The sequence below is a fragment of the Gimesia panareensis genome (genome assembly GCF_007748155.1).
GTDB classification, from domain to species: domain Bacteria; phylum Planctomycetota; class Planctomycetia; order Planctomycetales; family Planctomycetaceae; genus Gimesia; species Gimesia panareensis.
Genome location: NZ_CP037421.1, coordinates 4,669,395 through 4,689,393, shown reverse-complemented (window position 1 = coordinate 4,689,393; position 19,999 = coordinate 4,669,395). Strand labels below are relative to the sequence as shown.

At 54.6% G+C, this 19,999-nt stretch carries 15 protein-coding genes; 8 read left to right on the top strand and 7 right to left on the bottom strand.

Annotation, left to right across the window (positions count from 1 at the left end; all coding sequences use genetic code 11):
* Window positions 1-29: 29 nt before the first annotated feature.
* Both Enr10x_RS17325 and aceE read right to left on the bottom strand, forming a co-directional pair.
* A complete protein-coding gene (locus tag Enr10x_RS17325) occupies window positions 30-1,352 on the bottom strand; it encodes a 2-oxo acid dehydrogenase subunit E2 (protein ID WP_145450817.1) in 1,323 nt (440 codons plus the stop codon).
* A gap of 57 nt (window positions 1,353-1,409) precedes the next feature.
* Window positions 1,410-4,103, bottom strand: coding sequence for a pyruvate dehydrogenase (acetyl-transferring), homodimeric type (gene aceE / locus Enr10x_RS17320; protein WP_145450816.1), 2,694 nt, complete (start codon window positions 4,101-4,103; stop codon window positions 1,410-1,412).
* Between the two features lie 666 nt (window positions 4,104-4,769).
* Between aceE and Enr10x_RS17315 the strand changes: the two genes are divergently transcribed.
* From Enr10x_RS17315 to Enr10x_RS17295, 5 genes are all read left to right on the top strand, one after another.
* On the top strand, window positions 4,770-5,825 hold the full coding sequence (locus Enr10x_RS17315) for a sigma-70 family RNA polymerase sigma factor (RefSeq protein ID WP_145450815.1): 1,056 nt from the start codon (window positions 4,770-4,772) through the stop codon (window positions 5,823-5,825).
* Between the two features lie 115 nt (window positions 5,826-5,940).
* Window positions 5,941-6,942, top strand: a complete 1,002-nt coding sequence (locus tag Enr10x_RS17310; RefSeq protein ID WP_145110508.1) for a pseudouridine synthase — start codon at window positions 5,941-5,943, stop codon at window positions 6,940-6,942.
* A gap of 35 nt (window positions 6,943-6,977) precedes the next feature.
* Window positions 6,978-7,850, top strand: coding sequence for a dihydroorotate dehydrogenase electron transfer subunit (locus Enr10x_RS17305; protein ID WP_145110505.1), 873 nt, complete (start codon window positions 6,978-6,980; stop codon window positions 7,848-7,850).
* 73 nt (window positions 7,851-7,923) lie between these two features.
* Window positions 7,924-8,943: a DNA-binding transcriptional response regulator gene (locus Enr10x_RS17300; RefSeq protein WP_145110503.1), complete on the top strand. Its 1,020-nt coding sequence runs from the start codon at window positions 7,924-7,926 to the stop codon at window positions 8,941-8,943.
* A gap of 271 nt (window positions 8,944-9,214) precedes the next feature.
* Window positions 9,215-10,921: a serine/threonine protein kinase gene (locus tag Enr10x_RS17295; protein ID WP_145450814.1), complete on the top strand. Its 1,707-nt coding sequence runs from the start codon at window positions 9,215-9,217 to the stop codon at window positions 10,919-10,921.
* 23 nt (window positions 10,922-10,944) lie between these two features.
* Here Enr10x_RS17295 and Enr10x_RS17290 read toward each other — a convergent pair whose 3' ends face one another.
* Both Enr10x_RS17290 and Enr10x_RS17285 read right to left on the bottom strand, forming a co-directional pair.
* The gene (locus tag Enr10x_RS17290; RefSeq protein ID WP_145110497.1) at window positions 10,945-11,229 is read right to left on the bottom strand and encodes a hypothetical protein; all 285 of its coding nucleotides are present in this window, start codon (window positions 11,227-11,229) and stop codon (window positions 10,945-10,947) included.
* Window positions 11,230-11,325: 96 nt separating this feature from the next.
* Window positions 11,326-12,387, bottom strand: coding sequence for an Ldh family oxidoreductase (locus Enr10x_RS17285; protein ID WP_145110494.1), 1,062 nt, complete (start codon window positions 12,385-12,387; stop codon window positions 11,326-11,328).
* 51 nt (window positions 12,388-12,438) lie between these two features.
* Here Enr10x_RS17285 and Enr10x_RS17280 point away from each other — a divergent pair, with 51 nt between their 5' ends.
* Entirely contained in the window at window positions 12,439-12,702 is a 264-nt protein-coding gene (locus tag Enr10x_RS17280; RefSeq protein ID WP_145110490.1) for a hypothetical protein, read from the top strand.
* Between the two features lie 221 nt (window positions 12,703-12,923).
* The gene (locus tag Enr10x_RS17275; RefSeq protein WP_145110487.1) at window positions 12,924-13,223 is read left to right on the top strand and encodes a hypothetical protein; all 300 of its coding nucleotides are present in this window, start codon (window positions 12,924-12,926) and stop codon (window positions 13,221-13,223) included.
* Between the two features lie 216 nt (window positions 13,224-13,439).
* Here Enr10x_RS17275 and Enr10x_RS17270 read toward each other — a convergent pair whose 3' ends face one another.
* The gene (locus tag Enr10x_RS17270) at window positions 13,440-14,012 is read right to left on the bottom strand and encodes a hypothetical protein (protein WP_145450813.1); all 573 of its coding nucleotides are present in this window, start codon (window positions 14,010-14,012) and stop codon (window positions 13,440-13,442) included.
* 218 nt (window positions 14,013-14,230) lie between these two features.
* Here Enr10x_RS17270 and Enr10x_RS17265 point away from each other — a divergent pair, with 218 nt between their 5' ends.
* Window positions 14,231-15,970 carry an arylsulfatase gene (locus Enr10x_RS17265; protein ID WP_145110481.1) on the top strand — a complete coding sequence of 580 codons (1,740 nt, stop codon included), beginning with the start codon at window positions 14,231-14,233 and terminating at the stop codon, window positions 15,968-15,970.
* A gap of 86 nt (window positions 15,971-16,056) precedes the next feature.
* Here Enr10x_RS17265 and Enr10x_RS17260 read toward each other — a convergent pair whose 3' ends face one another.
* Together Enr10x_RS17260 and Enr10x_RS17255 are read right to left on the bottom strand one after the other, a co-directional pair.
* Entirely contained in the window at window positions 16,057-17,700 is a 1,644-nt protein-coding gene (locus Enr10x_RS17260) for a hypothetical protein (RefSeq protein WP_145110478.1), read from the bottom strand.
* Window positions 17,701-18,252: 552 nt separating this feature from the next.
* Window positions 18,253-19,809 (bottom strand): UxaA family hydrolase, encoded by a 1,557-nt coding sequence (locus tag Enr10x_RS17255; RefSeq protein WP_145110475.1) that lies wholly within the window; start codon window positions 19,807-19,809, stop codon window positions 18,253-18,255.
* Between the last annotated feature and the right edge of the window lie 190 nt (window positions 19,810-19,999).

Genomic DNA, 19,999 nt, shown 5'->3' with positions numbered 1-19,999 from the left:
GATACGTGGTAGCCATTGCTCAGTTGTGTTTAGCAGTCAACCAGCAGGTTGAACGGATCAGAGAGCAGACCGGAGAGACGCACGATAAAGCGTGCGGCGTCGGCGCCGTTGATCACCCGGTGGTCGTAGGAGAGCGACAGGGGCAGCATGAGCCGCGAAACCGGTTTGTCGTCGACCAGCTGGAATTCGTGCCGCGAACGGGACATTCCCAGAATGGCGACTTCCGGATAGTTCACGATCGGAGTGAAAGAGGTACCGCCCAGACCACCCAGGTTGGTGATGGTAAAGGTGCCTCCCTGCATATCGCTCATTTCCAGTTTGCGATCGCGGGCTTTGATGGCCAGTTCATTCATTTCCTGGGCAATGGTGATGATGTTTTTCTTGTCCACATCTTTGACCACGGGGACGACCAGTCCATTTTCCGTATCGACGGCAACGCCGATGTTGATGAACTGCTTATAGATGATCTCGTCGGTGTCGCTGTCGAAGCTGGAATTGAAGACCGGAAATTCATGCAGGGCAATCGCGATGGCTTTCATCGCCAGTGCGGTCATCGTCACCTTGGGGCCGGAGTACTTCGGCTTGGAGATGAAGAGTTTCCGGGCGGTTTCCAGATCAGTGATGTCCGCCAGATCGTGCTGGGTGACGTGGGGGATGACCTGCCAGGAGAGACTCAGGTTCTGGGCAGAGACGCGCGAAAGCTTGTTGAGTTTCTTGCGTTCGATCTCGCCGAACTGACTGAAGTCGGGCAGGGGAGGTACGGCAATGCCACCGCCGCCACCAGAAGGTCCGCCATTGGCAATCAGATTCTTGACGAAGTTTTCGACGTCTTCCTGTGTGATGCGACCACCCGGACCGGAGCCGGCGACCTGATACAGGTCGACACCCAGTTTACGGGCCAGGCGTCGTGTGGCAGGTCCCGCGGGGGCGGGGGCTTTGTCGTCTGAAGAAGCCGTGGCTGTCGGTTTGGGCTGCGGTGCGGGAGCCGGTTTGCTCTCCGCCTGGGGAGCGGGAGCCGATGCTGCGGGCTGTTCTTCTTTTTTCTCGACAGGAGCTTCGGCTTTTGGTTCCTCAGCTGGGGGCTTTTCCGCTGGTGCTGCGGGGGCAGCTCCGTTGGATTCTTCGATTGAGAGCAGCACGGTGCCGATGGGGATCGAATCACCTTCAGCGACGTGCAGCTCTTTGATGACGCCTGCATAGGGAGACTCGAGAGGGACGACCGCTTTGTCGGTTTCGATGTCCATCAGGAGCTGTCCCTGTTCGACCGAATCGCCGACGGCAACGGAGATCTGTCCGACATCGGCGGTTTCCACGCCTTCGCTTACTTCTGGAAGTTTAAATTCAGTAGCCATGTCTTATCGTTCTATCTGATATTGGTGATATTTTGTTTGAATCAGTTCTGCCGGGGATCAGGCCAGCCGGGGATTGACTTTCTCCGGATCGATTCCCAGGTCTTTGATGATGGCGGGTAACTTCGATTTATCGAACTTGCCTTCATCAGCCAGTTCGACGAGGGTTGCCAGCACCACATTTTCCGCGTCAATTTCGAAGTGACGGCGGAGAGATTCACGGGTTTCGCTGCGACCGAAACCATCGGTTCCCAGGACACAGTAGTTGCCGGGGATGCCTTCACGGATCTGGTCGGCGACGATTTTGATATTGTCGCTGGAAGCGATGAAGGGGCCTGCGACTCCTTCAAAGGTCGTTTCCAGGTAGGATTTCTGCGGCTCCGCATCGGGGTGCAGTCGGTTGTGGCGTTCTGCATCTTTGACATCGCGGGCCAGTTCGTTGTAGCTGGTGACGCTCCAGACATCGGTGGCGATCTGGTACTTGTCGGCCAGGATTTCCTGAGCCCGCAGTACTTCCCGCAGGATCGGACCGCTGCCAAACAGCTGCGGCCGGGCGTCGACGGCCGGTTTTTCGACGTCCAGCGAACGGAACTTGTAGATCCCCTTGATGATGCCTTCGACGACTTTCTCGCCTTCGGGCATGGGAGCCATTTCGTAGTTTTCGTTGTAGACGGAGAGATAGTAGAAGATCTCTTCGCCTTCCTGGTACATGCGGTGCATTCCGTCCTGAATGATCACCGCCAGTTCGTAAGCGTAGGCGGGGTCATAGGCGTGCAGGGTGGGAACGGTGGAAGCCATGATGTGGCTGTGTCCGTCCTGGTGCTGCAGACCTTCCCCGTTCAGGGTAGTGCGGCCGGAAGTACCGCCGAGCAGGAAGCCCTTGGTACGGGAATCGGCGGCAGCCCAGACGAGATCGCCAACCCGCTGGAAACCGAACATCGAGTAGTAGACGTAGAACGGAATCATGTTCACGCCCTGGTTCGAGTACGCGGTTCCCGCAGCGATGAAGGAGGAAATTGCGCCGGCTTCGTTGATCCCTTCTTCGAGGATCTGGCCGTCTTTGGCTTCCTTGTAGTACATCAGCTGGTCGCGGTCGACCGGTTCGTAGAGCTGTCCCTGGCTGGCGTAGATACCACACTGCTTGAACAGGCCTTCCATACCGAAGGTACGGGCTTCGTCCGGAATGATGGGGACGATCCGTTTGCCGATGACTTTGTCACGCAGCAGGGTGGCCAGCAGGATCCCCAAGGCACCGGTCGTCGATCCTGTTTTGCCGGCCATGGAGTCCATGAACTTGCCCAGCGATTCCAGGGTGGGAGTTTCCAGACGTTCTTCGGTCGGCTTCCGCTCGGGCAGGTACCCGCCGAGTTCTTTCCGCCGTTCCTGCAGGTACTGCATTTCGGGGCTGTTTGGTTCGGGCTTGTAGAACGGCGTGTTCTTGACGTCTTCGTCGCGAATCGGAATGCCGAAGCGGGAGCGGAAGTCCCGCAGTTCTTCTTCGTTGGCTTTCTTCACGTTGTGAGCCACGTTGCGTCCTTCGCCGGCTTCACCCAGACCGTAACCTTTGATGGTCTTGGCGAGGATGACCGTGGGGGAACCGGTGTGTTCCTTGGCCGCTTTGAAGGCCGAGTAGACTTTTTCCGGATCGTGTCCGCCGCGATTCATTTTCTTGATCTGGTCGTCGGAAAGGTGCTCGGCCATCTTGAGCAGCTCGGGGTTTTCGCCGAAGAAGTGCTCGCGGATGTAAGAACCGGATTCGACGACGTATTTCTGATACTGGCCGTCGACGACTTCGCCCATGCGTTTGACGAGCAGGCCGTCTTCGTCTTCGGAGAGCAGGTGATCCCAGTCACTGCCCCAGATGACTTTGATGCAGTTCCAGCCGGCACCGCGGAAGGCGGCTTCGAGTTCCTGGATGATCTTGCCATTACCGCGGACCGGTCCATCCAGTCGCTGCAGGTTACAGTTAATGACAAAGATCAGGTTGTCCAGATGTTCGCGGGAGGCGAGGGTAATGGCCCCCAGTGTTTCCGGTTCATCGGTTTCACCATCGCCGACAAAGCACCAGACTTTGGACTGAGAGGTGTCCATGATGCCGCGGTTGTGCAGGTAACGCAGGAAGCGGGCATGGTAAATGGACATGATCGGTCCCAGACCCATGGAGACGGTCGGGAACTGCCAGAAGTCGGGCATCAGCCAGGGATGCGGATAGGAGGAGAGCCCACCACCGCGGGGGAGTTCCTGGCGGAACCGCTGCAGGTTTTCTTCGGTCAACCGTCCTTCGACAAAAGCACGGGCATAAACACCGGGAGAAGCGTGTCCCTGGAAGTAGACCACGTCGCCGGAATGCTCTTCCGTACGTGAGTGGAAGAAGTGGTTGAAGCCGACTTCCCAGAGTGTGGCTGCAGAGGCATAGGTTGAAATGTGACCGCCGATGCCATCGTGGTCTTTGTTGGCACGTACCACCATGGCCATCGCATTCCAGCGGATGATACTTTTGATGCGGCGTTCGATTTCCCGGTTGCCGGGGAAGGGAGCCTGATCATCCTGGTTAATGGTGTTGATATAAGGTGTGTTGGCAGTGAAAGGCATCGTGACACCCTGGCGATAAGCACGTTCCTGAAGAACTGCCAGAACGTGTTGCACACGATCCTTACCATATCGGATGATGAGATCATCCAGTGATTCAAACCACTCTTCCAGTTCTGCCGGATCGACTCCAGGCACTGCACCTGTAACTGTCTGTTCTGCCATGAGATAAGGTTCTTTCAACCTGACTAAGTATATTCGTTCGTTGAGCGTAACTTCTCTCAGATCACTTACCAGTCGTCAATCCGGAAGAAATCACGCAGCTGAGTAAAAACAATTCTAGGGATGCACCGTTGTTAAGGGAACTAAACCGGGGCTTTTTTGAGGTCATCCCGCCGTAGATTCAGAATGGAACACATCGAGAAAGCGGTGACTGATCTCGTTAAAGGAAATGTTAGCTGATTTCCCTCGATTTTGCGAGTGATAGCAGCCGGTCTAAACTCTTTAATAGACATAGCAAACGTCAAATAAGGCTGAGACAGGGCCAGGGACCGGTTTTTCGAAGGAATTGAGGCAGGATTTCCACTTGGTTTTGAGGCGGGCGGGGAAGAACTTCCCTGTTAGATAGATCGGCTTTTCAGGTGAGAACGCGTGAGTCTGACTCGAATTTCCCGGACTGATCTGATGTGCCGGTGTGAATGTGTATTCCTGCTGAGTGCCGATTGCTGAAATCAGACGTCGAACGGGAACGTATGTTTAAATATGGTCTAATTTAATCAATTTGTGTTGTGAAAATTGTTTTATTGGATCTAATTCTCTAAGATAGGACACAAAGGTTCTGTTTTGCAGAATTGAATTGCAAGAACTATTCTCGCTGCGAGATTCCGCTATATGTCACAAGAAACCAGTTTTTCCTCATCAGAAATCGATTCCTTTTCCGATCTGGGCAACCGCGCCGTGCATCTGGAGCAGAGGCAGACCTGCCAGTGTGAACTGCTGGCCGTCAAGAAAGCGGCCCGGATGCGGAAGGTGTGTGTGACACGTGAATTACAGACACGGGCCGAGCGACTCTGTTCCGAGGAGATCGAATACGTTTTTAGTGAGCGGTTCGATCAGGAAGACGCGATGGATCAGATTCTGGTCCCCCTGCAGACGCTGTGTGCAGAACTGAAGCCCCGGACTGATGATGACGACCTGAGTGACGATACAGGCTTGCTGCAAACCCGCCTGTATGCCGTTCCCCTGTTAAATAAAGAGCAGGAAATCATCCTGTTTCGGGGGATGAATTATCTGAAATACCGGGCAGCCATGCTGCAGAAGCAGGTCGATCTGAAAGCACCCTGTATTGGTATTCTGGACCGAATAGAGCAGAAACTCAAAGATGCCCGGAGTCTGCGGGATTACATTATCCAGGCCAACCTGCGGCTGGTGGTCTCGATTGCCAAAAATCTGACGGATCGGGCGAATTCGTTCGAGGATATTGTCAGCGATGGCTATCTGCCCCTGATTCGGGCCGTGGAGATTTTTGACATCGATCGCGGAAACCGTTTCAGCACTTACGGGACCTGGGCCGTCCGCAATTATTTGTTTCGCACGACCAAAAAAGGGCGCAAGTATCGTAAAAACTTTGTCAACGGTGCCGAGACACTCGCGCTGGGACTGAGTGATATTCGTTCCACTCTGCGTTCGCAGGAAACGTATCATCGTTCGATTGAACAGGTGCTGGAGCAGGTACTGTGTTCACTGGATCAGCGAGAGCGGCAGATTTTGAGGCGGCGTTTTGGACTGTCACCTGCCGAAGTTCCGGAAAAATTTCGCGAGATCGCGGAAGATTTCGGCGTGAGCACCGAACGCGTGCGGCAATTGACGATTCGTTCCCTGCAGCGGATGCGGGACATGATCGAGGAACAGAGTCTGGAAATACCGGATATTTCTGAAATCCTTTGAGATCCCTGCAAAGAATCGGTTCTGCATAATTGGTATCGCATTGCGCCTGTGGTATAAGACAGGGACGGCCTTTCGGCCTTCTCAAATTGTTGCGTTTTACCATAGTTGAAAGATCATGAGTTCCGATACCCCCCCTGCTTCCGAAACCGATTCATCCTCAGACGACGGCCATCTGATCCGGTTACAGAAATTTCTGGCGGCCACCGGCCTGGGTTCCCGGCGTCACTGTGAAGAGTATATCGAAACGGGGCGCGTCTCGGTCGATGGCGAGATCGTCACGGAACTGGGAGCCCGCATCGATCCCGAAACGCAGGTGATCCTCGTGGATGGCGAGCGGGCCCGGATGGAACCCCGCCGGTATTTTCTGTTGAATAAACCGTCCGGCTTTCTCTGTACCAACCAGGATCCGGCCGGCCGGCGTCGTGTGATTGATCTGTTTCCCGGTGAGAACCAGCGTCTGTTTACTGTGGGACGCCTGGATGAAAACAGTGAAGGCCTGCTGCTGGTAACGAATGACGGCGCGATGGCCCAGCGGCTGGCACATCCCCGTTACCGCGTGGCACGCACCTACCATGTGCAGGTGGCAGGACATCCTACCCGGGAAAAACTCGACGAACTCCGGAAGGGAGTTCGGTTCAAAGAAGGGGTCTTTCGCGTTTCCGGTTTGAAACCGTTGAAAAAGCAGGGGAAGAGCACCTTTCTCGAACTGACTTTGCATGAAGGGCAGAACCGGGAAATCCGACGCATGATGGCCCGCATCGGTCATAAAGTCATGCAGTTGATTCGCGTCCGTTTCGGACCGCTGAACCTGGGGAAACTCAAGTCTGGTGAATACCGGCGGTTATCGGACACCGAACTGAAAAAGCTGCGGGAAATGCTGAACGAAAAGCATTCCCCCGATTTGCGAAAACGCAAAAGTCGGAAAAAGACCGCACCCGCTCGAGGCAAAGCACCACGGCGGGGGGCGGGTAAAAATGAGGCTGACAAACAGCGAGGCAGCAAGAAACGGACGGTTGGCAATAAAGGGAAACGGGGGGCCTCTTCGGTTCAAAAGAAAGCGGTGCAAAAGAAAGCAGTTCAGAAAAAGTCGACCGGCCGTCGGATTATTGGTGATTGAACAGCAGGAAAACCGGGCAGGCAAGGAAAGCAAACATGACAGAGACTCACGCATTCAGTAATTGTGCAGCTCCCCAGTACCTGGCAGCGACTGTGACCGAACAGGTGCAGATGGCGCAAGACACCTGGCGTCTGCGGATTCACTGTCCCGAGATCGCGCGGGTGATCCTGCCGGGGCAGTTCTTCATGGTCCGGGAACCGGGCGTGAATGATCCGCTGCTGGGACGCCCCTTCGCGCTGTACGATACCTGCCTGGATGAAGCGGGACAGCCGGTCGGTCTGGATTTTGGCTATGTAGTCGTAGGAAAACTGACCGTCCGGATGACACACTGGCAACCCGGTGATCAGGTGGAAATCTGGGGACCACTGGGTAACGGATTTCCGCAACCGGGGACGGGATCGCTGGTGATGGTTGCCGGCGGGATTGGCCAGACACCGTTTCTGGCAACGGCACGGGAAGCGCTGGGGCAACGGACTTATGGTGATCCGGCACGAAAACTGGATGCCTTTCCCGAGCGGGTCAGCCTGCTCTACGGAGCCCGCTCAAAGGCTTATCTGGCAGGGCTGGATGACTTTCAACTGGAGGGTCTGGAAGTGAAGGTTGCCACCGACGATGGCTCTTATGGGCACGCCGGCTTCGTAACCGATCTACTCAAACAGCGGATTGAGAGTGACACGCCTCCGACGACAATTTTCTGCTGTGGTCCGGAACCAATGATGGAAGCGGTCAGTGAACTGGCACAGCAGGCGGGAATTTCCTGCTGGCTGTCTCTGGAGACGCCGATGGCCTGCGGGTTCGGCGCCTGTTTCAGTTGCGTGGCTAAAGTCCGGGTCGATGGAGAAGAATGGGACTATCGGCGAACCTGCGTAGAAGGTCCCGTGTTTAACGCCGAGCAACTGGTATTTTAGTCGCTGACCGTGACCTCGTATTGACAGTTTTGAACGGGAAACTCTATAGTTCAAGCTGAATTCAGGCCGGAATATGAACGAGCAGGACGACAAAGACAACCAGACAGCGGCAGCAGCTTTCGCGGATTTCGCAGAAAGACAGGACCGGTCTCCTCAGCCAAATCGTCTCCCCTCGACCGATGTTCCTGATGCGGCAACGGATCACAGTCCTGCTTCCGTGATCCCTCCCCGTTTCCGACTGCTGTTTGTCAGTGAACAGCGTCCCGAGTGGGTCGGCTTCGCCTTACGTCTGGATGCCATTGGTTGCTCAGAGCCCCGGCTGGAGTGGGCTTCGACTGCCGAAGAAGCTTTGAAACTGCTGAGCCACAACAGTTACGATTGCCTGCTGATTCAGGCGGATCCCGCGTCCGCAACTGCCCGCAGAGAACTGCTGCAGGCCATTCGGGTGAGTGGCTGTGACGAGCCGATCGTGCTGGTCTGTGCCACTTCTAATGACATGCTGGCACTGGCAGCCTGTGAATTCCATGCGGAACTGCTGGTCTCGACAGCAGGCTGGGATGCACCGGCATTATTGAGTTATGTGCAACGGGCGCTGCGGATGCAGCAGTTACAGGAAGATCATCACCGGCTGCAGGTGGAGAATCACCGGCGACTCGTTCGTGAACGGGATGAAGCCGAACGACTGCTGAATCAGCAGCGGTCGATGGTCGAGGAACTGCAGACGCTGGTCTACCCGGGCGAACTGGATTTCACTTCAGACGAATCTGCGCAGGAAAACACTGTTCTCGAAGAATCGATCCAGGAGGGTGAGATCCCGGCTGACATTCCGGAATATTATCACGAACTGCTGCGGACCTATGTGATTATGGGGTCGGGCAGTCTCAAGGACGAGATCATTCAGATTGCGGAGTTACTGGCCGCGGCCCGGCTGACTTCCCGGCAGGTGCTGGAATTTCACCTGCAGTGTGTGGAAACCATCGTCCGCGGGTTGGGGAACCGAAGTTCACGGCATGTGATGTCCCGCGCCGACCTGCTGGCACTGGAAATGATGGTCCACCTGGGAGAGTGCTATCAGAAGAAGTTGTCTGAGTAGTATAAGTTGCTTATCTGTAAGATCTTACTGGCTGTGCTGCTTATTTGAGGAACGTGCAGAAAAACTACTGTCAATCGTTTCTCGGAGTTCCTATAATGAACTTCAAAATGCTGCCCTCCACGTTCAGTTAATTTCATATATCGAACAGACGGTACGATCCTGATTTTACGTGATGGGAATGACTCTACGCTGATACTGAAAGTGAAGATCTCATGGATGTTGCTCAGCGGGGAACCTGTCAGATTCAGGGGCATGCCGGGGAACTTTGAGGATGAGTTCAAAACCAACAGACCAGTCTGCTGCCGCTCCAAAATCATTACCCACACTGATCTCAAAAGATATCAGGAAAGAAGCGGGCAAATTCTGTCCGCATGCAGGGGTGGTTTCCCGGGGTTCAGGCAGCATGTTTCAGGAGCAGGGACGGATGCTGCTGCTCCGTCGTCTGCGGATGGCTTCTCTGCTGTTGGGCCTGGGGGCGACCGCCTTTCTGTTGCGCGGCTTCTGGCTGGGTGAATACAAGAGCCCCCTTGACAGCGAAATGATGCTGCTGGACGGAATTCTGGCAGGGATCCTGTTTTCTGTCTCAGCTTTTCTGTGGTGGAAACCCTGCGAGTGCAAATACCGTCTGCGACTCTGCGAAGCGATCACCTTTGGTGCGCCCGCGGCATTTTTTATATTCTGGCATTTCAGTGAATTATGCGCCTGTGATCCGGTTTTGCTGGGTAAGGTCGCTTTTGAGTTTCCTCTGAGAACCGCATTTCCCTGGGTGATTCTGATCTTCACGTATGGAATTTTTATTCCCAATTCGCTGAAGGGAGTCATCTCGGTAGTCAGCCTGATGGTGATCAGCCCGATTGTGGGCGCGGTGATCACCGGAGGACAGGTTCCCCAGGTCTCCGAAGTGCTGTATAGCGGCGGATTATCAGAGATGGTGATTCTGCTTCTGATTGCCGCCAGCACTGCCGTTTACGGTTCGCATCGCGTCGACAGCTTGAGACGGGAGGCCTTTGATGCCAAAAGCGTGGGGATGTATACGCTCCGAAAGCAGATCGGCAGCGGCGGGATGGGGGAAGTCTATCTCGCGGAACATCGACTGCTCAAACGGCCCTGTGCGATCAAGCTGATCCGGCGGGATAAGGTGGATGATGAGAATGTGCTACTGCGGTTCGAAAGTGAAGTGCAGGCGACCGCGGGCCTGACGCATCCGAATACCATAGAGATTTACGACTATGGACACACCGAAGAGGGAACGTTCTATTACGTCATGGAATTTCTGCCCGGGTTGAACCTGCAGGAGATCGTGGAACGCTTTGGTCCGCTGCCTCAGGAACGGGTGGTCTACCTGCTCAGACAGGTCTGCTCTGCCCTGGCAGAGGCCCATCACAAAGGACTGATTCACCGGGACATCAAGCCGGGGAATATTTTCTCTGCCGAACGGGGTGGTCTGTTCGATGTTGCCAAGCTGCTCGATTTCGGCCTGGTGAAATATCAAAGCAACGATAGCGTCTCCCTGGAACTGACGATGGAAGGGGCGGTGGTTGGTTCTCCGCTGTATACGAGTCCCGAAGTCGTGACCGGCGATGGCAAGCCGGGGCCGTGTTCCGATATCTACTCTCTGGGAGCGAGCGCCTATTACCTGCTGACGGGGAAACCGGTCTTTGAAGGCGATAACGCCTTGAAGGTGATGTTCGCGCATGCGAGCCAGACTGTCAAACCTCTGACCGAGCACAATCCTGATGTGTTACCCGAACTGGAAGCAGTGATTCTGAAGTGCCTGCAGAAGAAACCGGCAGACCGCTACCAGAACTCGGAAGAGCTGCTGGAAGCGCTGGAAGAGTTGCCGGTGCAGTGCTGGTCTCAGAAAAAGGCGGCCCAGTGGTGGTCCGAAGCAGATCATCTGGTACAGCATGTTCCCGAGGATGCCGAGTTTAGTTCGGATTATCTGAAGGCGACCACCGTGCTGCCGGTGAATGCTTAAGCGTTTCTGGAAGCTGCCGGCACTCAGCGTTTGGTCTGATGCTGCCAGTTCAGGCGATCCCGGGTCAGAAAACCGTGCCGGATGGCACATTCGACGCAGTACATGTCGTGCCCGTTGGTGACGAAAACTTCGCCGTGCATCAGCAGGTGGAAATGATCCTGTCCCGGAAACTTGGAGAAACAGTACTCCTTGGATGAGGATGTTTTGACGGCCACATTGATGTTCTCGGTATCATTGATGGGAACATACAATCGCGCATCCTGATCGGGAGCGGGCTCACTCGAGTTGCGTTCAGATTCATTCGGCATGGCAGATAGTGATCCGTTTGCCTGTGATGAGAATTAAGTCAGCCCCGCGACCGGGAAGTTCCGGTTGCGGGGCTGATGCGTTGTCAGGGCTTTGTTCTAGTTCTCTACTTCAGGAACGGGAACGTCCAGTTCTTCCGCCAGTTTCGTTAACGCATCCCAGTTCCCTTTATCCAGTGAAATTCCCGATTCTTTCCGGGTGGCGGCTGTCTTCTTTTCGGGGTCGCCCGGCAGGAAAATTTCCGTGACGCCTTCTTTGAGGGGAACGCTGCGAACGTATTTTTCCAGATTGGTAATCTCGTTCAGCAGATGATTCTGACCGCCCAGGTGCGTGGGGTCGATCACCACGACGAAGACGCAGTTGCCTTGTGGCGGTGGCGGATCGGGGAAGGCACACTGTCCGCCGGAGAGGGCACCGCAGAGCATTTCCACCATGAAGGAGAGACCGAAGCCTTTGTAGGCCTGATCGCCGCCCATGGGGAGAATTGTGCCTGGAGGATCGCCATACAACATGTTCGGGTCAGTAGTCGGGTTGCCATCCGGGTCCAGAATCAATCCGGGAGGAACCTGCTCGCCGGCGATTTTTTTGATACGCACTTTTCCTTCCGCCGTCGCGGAAGTTCCAAAGTCGAGCACAAAGGGACCTTTTTCTCCCCCGGGCATGCCGATGCAGATCGGGTTGGTTCCCAGGCGGGGACGCTTGCCCCCCACGGGAGCGACACGAGGAGCAGAACCGTGTGTATTGGCACAGATAATGGAAGCCATTCCTTTAGCGGCAGCCATTTCCGCATATTCCCCCAGGCGACCGATGTGCGAGGCGTGCTGCAGTGTTCCCACGGACACGCCCAGGTTACCGGCTTTGTCGATCAGGCGGTTCATCAGATCGTGCATAACGGTCTGACCAAATCCCCAGCAGCCGTCACCGGCAATGGCAGCGGGAGTTTCGTTCAGAATCTTCAGCGTTTCACCCGCTTTGAGGATGCCTTCTTTAACGCGGCCCAGGTAGAACGGCAGACGCATGACGCCGTGGGAGTCGTGTCCCAGCAGGTTGGCATCGACCAGACTGTTGGAAACGATGCGTGCTTCTTCTTCATTCGCGCCGCCTTTCAGCAGCAGTGTTTCCGTAAAATTTTGCAGCGACTCGGCAGAGATAACAGGCACTTCTGATGACCCTCTATGAAAATGATGTTTGGTTGAGCAAATTTACATGTCATGACTTATGTAAAGCTGACGTTGGCTTTCATCATACAAACTATTTCAGATCCGGTAAATTTAGGGGATAACCTGATTTTCCCTGTTGAGCAGAAAAATTCGTTCGCTGGAAAACACAAAGCCCATTCGGGAATCAGTAAAGTAGACGAGCTGTTCCGGTTAGTTAAAGCCGGTCTGGTTCAGCGGGCCGGATCAGGGCTTTCTCAGTGGTTCGTGGCGAACGTCTCGGCGTCATTTCATCAGTCTGAATTGCAAATTTACTGACCCACGGGGGAAAAAAATCAGGCGGGTAACGAATAGTGGGTCTCCATAATCTTATCAAATTTTAACAAAGACAACGGCGTCAGAACTCTTGTGAGAGATGCTCTTCTGGTTGGACGATACTCGTGAGGTCAACCTGCTGATTCAGGAAAGTCCGCTCCGTTCGACCGGTGTTGTGACCTGAAAAAACAGGTGAACGAGAATCTAAGCGAGAGGTAGCGTGCATGAGCATCAGTGTTGATAATATCCAGTCACTCAACGATCTGCGTCAATTCATTCACAAAACACTGTGTGAAAAAGAGAATCTGCTCGAAGAGCAGTTCACGATGTCAGAGATGGCATTACGACGCCGCGGACGGAGTTGCGGGCTCCAGTTTTCGATCAACGGTCCCCGTTCGGTTCGCCTGGGAGCCATCTGGGCCTCTGATTCCAACATGATCTACTTCTACGATGCCCGGGGTGAACGCTACGCAAAAGTGAATTTGCCCAATCGGGTCTTTATGGCTGATGAAGAAGCCGCCTAGGTAGCGTTTCTTAATTCGGATGTGATATAGCAAAGTCGTTTCAACCGGGGCTAACGCCCTGCGGCTAATTTGGCTGTTCTGTTGTTGAAGTCCTGAAAACAAGAGTAACAGCACACACTCGGCCATGGTGAATACTTACATAGCTAACGCTGTCGACCTCATAATCACGCTGAAAACTATTAAATAAACGCTACCCAGATCCGGAACCAGGCAGCATCAGTCTTGGGGCGTGACACTGGCCGACCTGGATTTCAATTCTTTGAGTCGCTGCTGTGCGGGCAAGCTGCCGTATTTCGCTGCAGCCGTATAGTGCAGAATGGCGATGTTCGGCGTGTCGTGCTTCTGTTCGGCCTGCTTCCCCAGTTCATAAAACCGCCGCGCCCTGGCCTGTGTTCTGGCTTTCGTTTCCGCTGTCCGTTGCTTTTGCAGTGCTGAGGAACCGGGGGGATCCTGCGGTGCCGGGGAGAGGAGCTGGTTCCGCCAGTGGTCGCTGGGATCAGAGGCAGTCGTCTGTCGCATGCTTTGCGGAGCCGAATTGAGCAGGTAGCGGTCCATGGCTTCGAAGTCGTGGATATAAACGCTCACGCTGCTGGTCGAACTCTGAAATTCCTGACCATAGATCGAGCCCCGCCGAAACGGTCCGAACTGGCGGGAATGCATTCTGCCCGAGCTGATGCCTCCCAGCAGGGCTGTCCCCCGATCCGGGACGGTGACTGTTGTTCCTGCTGAGAATTGTTGTACGATAGGTTGCTGGATCCGCACGACCTGAGCCTGGGCGGAGGTACTCATTAGAGTGATCATTCCGCAGCAGAGAATGAGGCAGATGAGGTTTCGATTCATGAGGAAGTCCTCTCGAGTCACACGGTTGGGCTGCTTCTATCGTAGGATCTTCAGTGAACGAGGACAACCATTTTTTCAATCCTTGTGGATTCCCGGGTTTCGTTCCAGAACGGGACGGGCAGTAAGTGGATTCGCTGACGTTGCTTAGCGCGAAAAGGGAGACGTCAATGCTTTTATCTCTGTGGCAGAGAGAATATTTCCAGCAGCTGTTGTGCATTCTGGTTTTCAGTCTGGTCAGCGTATCGCAGTGGGCAACCAGCCGGGGAGCGGAAACGAAGTCGCCCAATGTGATTTTACTGCTGACCGATGATCAGGGCTATGGCGATGTGGGCTTTCATGGCAACGCGAAAATCAGAACGCCTCACATGGATCAACTGGCCCGAGAGGGAATGGAGCTGACCCGCTTTTACTGCAGTCCGGTCTGTGCGCCGACCCGAGCCAGTGTGATGACGGGCCGCTATTATTATCGATCGGGCGTGATTCACACCTCGCGGGGTGGTGCCAAGATGCACGGGGCAGAAACGACGCTGGCAGAGTTGCTGCAGGCGAACGGATATGCAACCGGGATCTTTGGTAAATGGCATCTGGGAGACAATTACCCGATGAGGCCGCAGGATCAGGGGTTCATGGAATCGCTGGTGCATAAGAGTGGCGGGATCGGACAGACGCCCGACAAACCCAACAGTTACTTTGATCCCTGGTTGTGGAAAAACGGGAAACGGGAGCAGGGGAAAGGGTACTGCACCGATCTATTTTTTGATGCCGCGCTGGAGTTTATGGATCGACAGTCAGCCGAGGGAAAACCGTTTTTTGTATATCTGCCGACCAATGCACCACACACGCCACTGGAAATTGCGGATGCTTACTGGAAGCCTTATCTGAAGCAGGGACTGAACGAAACGACGGCCCGTGTGTACGGCATGGTTGAAAACCTGGACGAAAATCTGGGGCGACTGATGGCGCATCTGGAACAGAAAAAACTGCAGAAGAACACAATCCTGATCTTTCTGGGAGACAACGGTCCGCAGCAGAAACGTTATACCGCGGGATTGAAAGGGCGGAAATCCTGGGTCTATGAAGGGGGAATCCGCGTGCCGTTCGTGGCCAGCTGGCCTGGACACATTCCTGAGGGAACCCAGAGTGCCCAGATCGCGGCACACATCGATCTGCTGCCGACCCTGCTCGCAATGACGGGAACACCGAAACCGAAGTCGTTAAAGCTGGACGGTATTGATCTCTCCGGTCTGTTAACGGGTAAAGTGAAAACCCTGCCTGCCCGCAGTCTGTTTTTTCAGGTCCATCGAGGGCTGACTCCCCAGCGTTATCAGAACTGTGCCGTGGTTACACAACGGTATAAACTGGTAGGCTACCCGGGTACCTTTGGCGAGGAGAACCTGATGCGCGATGCCGAACCGGTACTGGAACTCTACGATCTCGCTGCGGATCCCGGCGAGACGAAGAATCTGATATCCGACAAGCCCGAAATCGCAGGCAAATTGCGTCAGGAGTATCAGCAATGGTATTCCGATGTGAAACAGTCTCGCCATTTCCAGCCGGGAATGATCGTCATTGACAGCCGGAAAGAGAACCCGACCACCCTGTGCCGCTACCAGGATGGATCTTTCGCACAGGGGAATTCACAGGGCTGGATGGTCCAGGTGGAGACACCCGGCTTATATCAGATTCAAATCCAGCGGGGAACAGGCCAGAAGCCGGGTAAGCTTTCCGTCAACTGGCAGGGAGAGGAGACGCACGAATTTCTGCAGGCAGATGAGAGTACCGCCCGTTTTGAACTGAAGTCAGGCAGCGGTTTGCTGGATATCTGGTTTCAGGAAGAGGGGGCGGACCGCGTCTATCCGGGGGACAACAGCACACGGGGCGACGTGATTCTGAAGCGACTGGATTAAATTGACTGTCGCTTCCGGTCCGCGCAATAAAAAACGGCCGAGACAGGGTCCCGACCGCATGAGATGGTTCAATTGCAGTGCTCGGTTTAATAGAGCCAGTCAATACCGACGCTCCAGGTTCCGACGCTCCAGGACTGACGATCGACTTCAATCGAGGGGAACAGACCGCGGGTCGGCATCCCCTGCCAGCGGATGCTGTCATAAGGACGGGCGATTTCACCGGCAACAATGTAGGTGTAACCCACTTTGAATTTGGCTTCTTCCAGCATTTTCATCCGTTTCAGGACAGGTACCTTGTCGAAGATGGCCATTTCCATGAAGATCGACTGTTCAAACAGAGGTGATACGTGAGAGTGGTTCTGGGTGCTGCTGAAGGCGTTGGGGTTGGGGTTACCCGGAGTCGGGTCGATCAGAGCCTTGGGACGATCGACATCATCCGGGTCGGCACGAATCCCCATACCTACATTGTCACCGTTTAATTTGATCTGTTCCTGGTTGGCCATGATACCGACTTTGGTCTGACCCCAGATTTTGAATTTGTCGCCACCCAGGTCAAACTGGAAACCGACTTCAGGACCAGCCAGGTGAGTCTGGACAGAGCTGTTTACCCAGGTGGTATAGGGCTGGACTGCCTGGCCTGTGACCGGGTCAACCGGAGCTGCGAAGAACGCAGTTGAGGTACCAGTGGTTCCCCCACCCGTACTGTCATCTTCAACGACACCTGCGTTATCGACGATACCATCCTGGTTTTCATCTGTGCCTGTAGGCTTTGAGAAGAGTTTCAGGTCAGGACGGATACCGGCGATGTTCGTGGCATCACTGTAGAGCAGGCCACTGTCACGACCGACAAAGCTGAAGCCTTCCCGTACCTGCATGTAGCGGGCACCGGCCAGACCGCGAACTTTCAAGGATTTCTTATCAACAATCGGAGTCGACATCCAGGTTGCGTTGGTACCCCAGGCCTGGCTGATCGATTTGACGCGGAAGTCCAGGTCGTAAGGCACGGTGACACCGTTAAGCGTTCCGTCATCCAGAGGAAGACCGCCGAGGTTCATCAGTTCGTTCTGAAGAACAGTGTTGACTTCAGCGGTGGTCACACCCGGAATCGAGGAAACCACACCGGTGCCTGCAGGGTCAAGATAGTTGGGAGGAGAAAGCAGGATATCCATGATACCCTGATTCGCCGGATTCGGTTTGTGTGTGGAGTTTTCAATGGCAGACCATGATGAATTAGCCTGGGTAATCCACCAGCCGGTGACTTCAAAACCGCTGTCATCATCGTTGGTCCAGCCCCAGCGAAGACGCACGCCAGGTGCATTCAGCTTGGGGATTCTATTGAAGTGTTGCTGATCGAAGTAAGGCAACCCTGTGTTTTCGTTGTACTGGTCGTAGGTATCTTGGTCGGTGGCGTCGACGAGTTCGTCTTCCACCATGTGCAGATAGGATTCGGTACCGACGTTTCCGATCAGGGCCCCACCCGGATTCTGGTAACGGGCAAACAAGGCTTCCATACTCAGGAAGTATTTTTTGCCTGCGTTACTGCCCCGATAGGTCCACAGGCCGTTCTTATCAACACGGTGCTGCTGGAACATTTTCTCAAAGGGTGTCATTTGAGGAAATGCATTCAGCGGGGCCTCCGGTCCGGCATTCGTGGGAATTCCCGGCGGGGTGGGATAACCGTAATTACCTGCTGCAGCCTGGAAGAAACCAGGTTGCACTGGAGCAGGCAAGGCCTGAGTATTCTGAGAAAACCCCGGGAAACCGGCAGGGTTATATGATACAGGCTGTATCATACCTGACTGCAGGCCTGCTGGAGGATATCCCTGCGCATGTACTGTGGAGTATGCGTGTGAGATCAGAACGATGCTCAAAACCGGTGCTAGCCAATGAAGAAGCCGCATCTATACGTCCTTACAAACAGCGGAAACCTTGATAACAATCCGCGCGATAAAAACGGAAATGCGCGGAGTCTGTTGCTGGTTATATCGGACAGAGCTTCTGGTAAACTGTAGCGATTATTCGGGAGATGCCGAATTTTCCTGTTTCAATAGTTCTAGCGATTGTATTGAGGGAGCCTGGTTGTGGCTATATGTATACTTCAGGCGGGTGGTCAGGGAGTGGGACGAGATCAGATCGAGCTCACCAGGTGAACTGCTATCAGGGGATAACTCATAGATTCACAATGAGATAGGAATTTGTGATCGTGAGCGAATTCTGCCGGGACGGTCTGTCAGACATCCAGGAGGACTCCGGACTCGGAATCCTCCTGAAATCTGGAAAAATCAGAGAACCGGGCCGATGCTCCAGGGGCAAAACTCTTCATCTCCGATGCCCTGCGCCTCACTTTTGGTCTTTTTTCCGCTGGCCACTTCGATAATCAGCTCGAAGATTTCGCGGCCGACTTCCTCTACGGAGGTCCCATTCAGGATGCGGCCTGCGTCCAGGTCCATGTCGTCCTGCATTCGTTCGAACATGGGGGTGTTGGTTGCAATTTTGATGCTGGGGACCGGCTTACAGCCGAAACAGCTGCCCCGACCAGTGGTAAAGCAGACCACATTCGCTCCGCCAGCCACCATCCCGGTCACCGAAGCCGGGTCGTAGCCAGGGGTATCCATAATGACAAAGCCTTTTTCGGTCACAGGCTCAGCAAAACGGTAGACGGCCTGCAGAGCGGTGCTGCCCCCCTTGGCGATGGCGCCCAGTGATTTTTCGTAAATCGTGGTCAGGCCACCTCTTTTATTCCCGGGGGAGGGATTGTTGTCGATGACCACGCCAAATTTACCCGTGTAATCTTCCCACCATTTAATACGGTCAATCAGGTCCTGACCGACTTCGGGAGTAATCGCACGGCGGGTCAGAAGATGTTCGCCCCCATAGATTTCCGATGTTTCCCCCAGAATGGAAGTCGCGCCATGAGCGACGAGCAGATCGCTGGCGATTCCCAGGGCCGGGTTTGCGGTGACGCCACTGTTCCCGTCGCTACCCCCACATTCGGTGCCCAGAATGAGTTCAGAGACCGGAATCGGCTCGCGGATGACATCGTTGACTTTCGGTAAGTAGTCTTTGAGCAGTCCCGAAACATAATCGACGGTTTTTCTGATTCCGCCGATGTCCTGGATATTCAGCACCAGGGGTTCCATGGGGTCGGGCTCTTTCAGATTCTGCAGCTGGACCAGTCCTTCGTTGTCGGAGAGGAAAGAACCTTGCCCTGTTTCACACCCCAGCCCCAGAATGACATAAGCGCCGATGTTGGGATGCTTCGCAAATCCCCCCAGAGTTCGCATCAGCTGATGGTGATCTTCTCCATCATACTGCATGGCACAGCCCCCTTTGTGAACCAGCGGGATAATGCCATCGATATTCGGGTAGTCGGCCAGGGAGGTCTGAGCCAGCTCCCGGGCGATGTATTTTGAAGCGGTCGCCGAACAGTTGACGGTACTGATAATCGCCAGGTAGTTGCGGGTCGCTGCTTTTCCGTTGGGGCGACGATACCCCATGAAGGTGCGGCCCGTGACTGGTTCCGGCGGAGCAGGAACGTCGCTGGAAAAGGCGTAATCGAGGCTGAGTTCGCCTGCTTCCAGGTTGTGGCTGTGAATCCAGTCACCCGGTTGAATATCGCAGGTTGCGAAGCCGATTACCTGACCAAACTTACGGATGCGTTCCCCTTTGGCGATTGGCTGAATGGCGACTTTATGGCCCAGATCAATGCTTTCGCGGGCGGTCACGCTCTCATTTTCAGAGATCGCACACTCCTGGTTTTCCGCCACAGAGTTACGGGCGATGGCGATATTATCTTCCGGATGCAGTTTCAGTAACGGCGAAGAGGCGACGGTGGACATGGGGGGATGACATTCTCTGTATCTATAAGGATGGGTAGTAACAACGCGGATTGGAGCGGTGGGCTCCCGAGCCCGTTGATGGAAGACCTGGAGGTCACATTTCTTCAACTATCCCGTTTCGGGCCGGCAGATTCAAGTGATCTGCTGTTTTACACAAGGATTGCCTGGTTCCCGGACTGAGGCCGGTACG

What these genes read in the sequence shown, in the direction of transcription:
- Enr10x_RS17255 (WP_145110475.1), bottom strand. Translation starts at nt 19,809, where the DNA reads ATGTCCACCGTCGCCTCTTCGCCGTTACTGAAACTGCATCCGGAAGAT.
- Enr10x_RS17305 (WP_145110505.1), top strand. Translation starts at nt 6,978, where the DNA reads ATGACAGAGACTCACGCATTCAGTAATTGTGCAGCTCCCCAGTACCTG.
- Enr10x_RS17315 (WP_145450815.1), top strand. Translation starts at nt 4,770, where the DNA reads ATGTCACAAGAAACCAGTTTTTCCTCATCAGAAATCGATTCCTTTTCC.
- Enr10x_RS17300 (WP_145110503.1), top strand. Translation starts at nt 7,924, where the DNA reads ATGAACGAGCAGGACGACAAAGACAACCAGACAGCGGCAGCAGCTTTC.
- Enr10x_RS17295 (WP_145450814.1), top strand. Translation starts at nt 9,215, where the DNA reads ATGAGTTCAAAACCAACAGACCAGTCTGCTGCCGCTCCAAAATCATTA.
- Enr10x_RS17270 (WP_145450813.1), bottom strand. Translation starts at nt 14,012, where the DNA reads ATGAGTACCTCCGCCCAGGCTCAGGTCGTGCGGATCCAGCAACCTATC.
- Enr10x_RS17265 (WP_145110481.1), top strand. Translation starts at nt 14,231, where the DNA reads ATGCTTTTATCTCTGTGGCAGAGAGAATATTTCCAGCAGCTGTTGTGC.
- aceE (WP_145450816.1), bottom strand. Translation starts at nt 4,103, where the DNA reads ATGGCAGAACAGACAGTTACAGGTGCAGTGCCTGGAGTCGATCCGGCA.
- Enr10x_RS17280 (WP_145110490.1), top strand. Translation starts at nt 12,439, where the DNA reads ATGACTTATGTAAAGCTGACGTTGGCTTTCATCATACAAACTATTTCA.
- Enr10x_RS17310 (WP_145110508.1), top strand. Translation starts at nt 5,941, where the DNA reads ATGAGTTCCGATACCCCCCCTGCTTCCGAAACCGATTCATCCTCAGAC.
- Enr10x_RS17290 (WP_145110497.1), bottom strand. Translation starts at nt 11,229, where the DNA reads ATGCCGAATGAATCTGAACGCAACTCGAGTGAGCCCGCTCCCGATCAG.
- Enr10x_RS17275 (WP_145110487.1), top strand. Translation starts at nt 12,924, where the DNA reads ATGAGCATCAGTGTTGATAATATCCAGTCACTCAACGATCTGCGTCAA.
- Enr10x_RS17325 (WP_145450817.1), bottom strand. Translation starts at nt 1,352, where the DNA reads ATGGCTACTGAATTTAAACTTCCAGAAGTAAGCGAAGGCGTGGAAACC.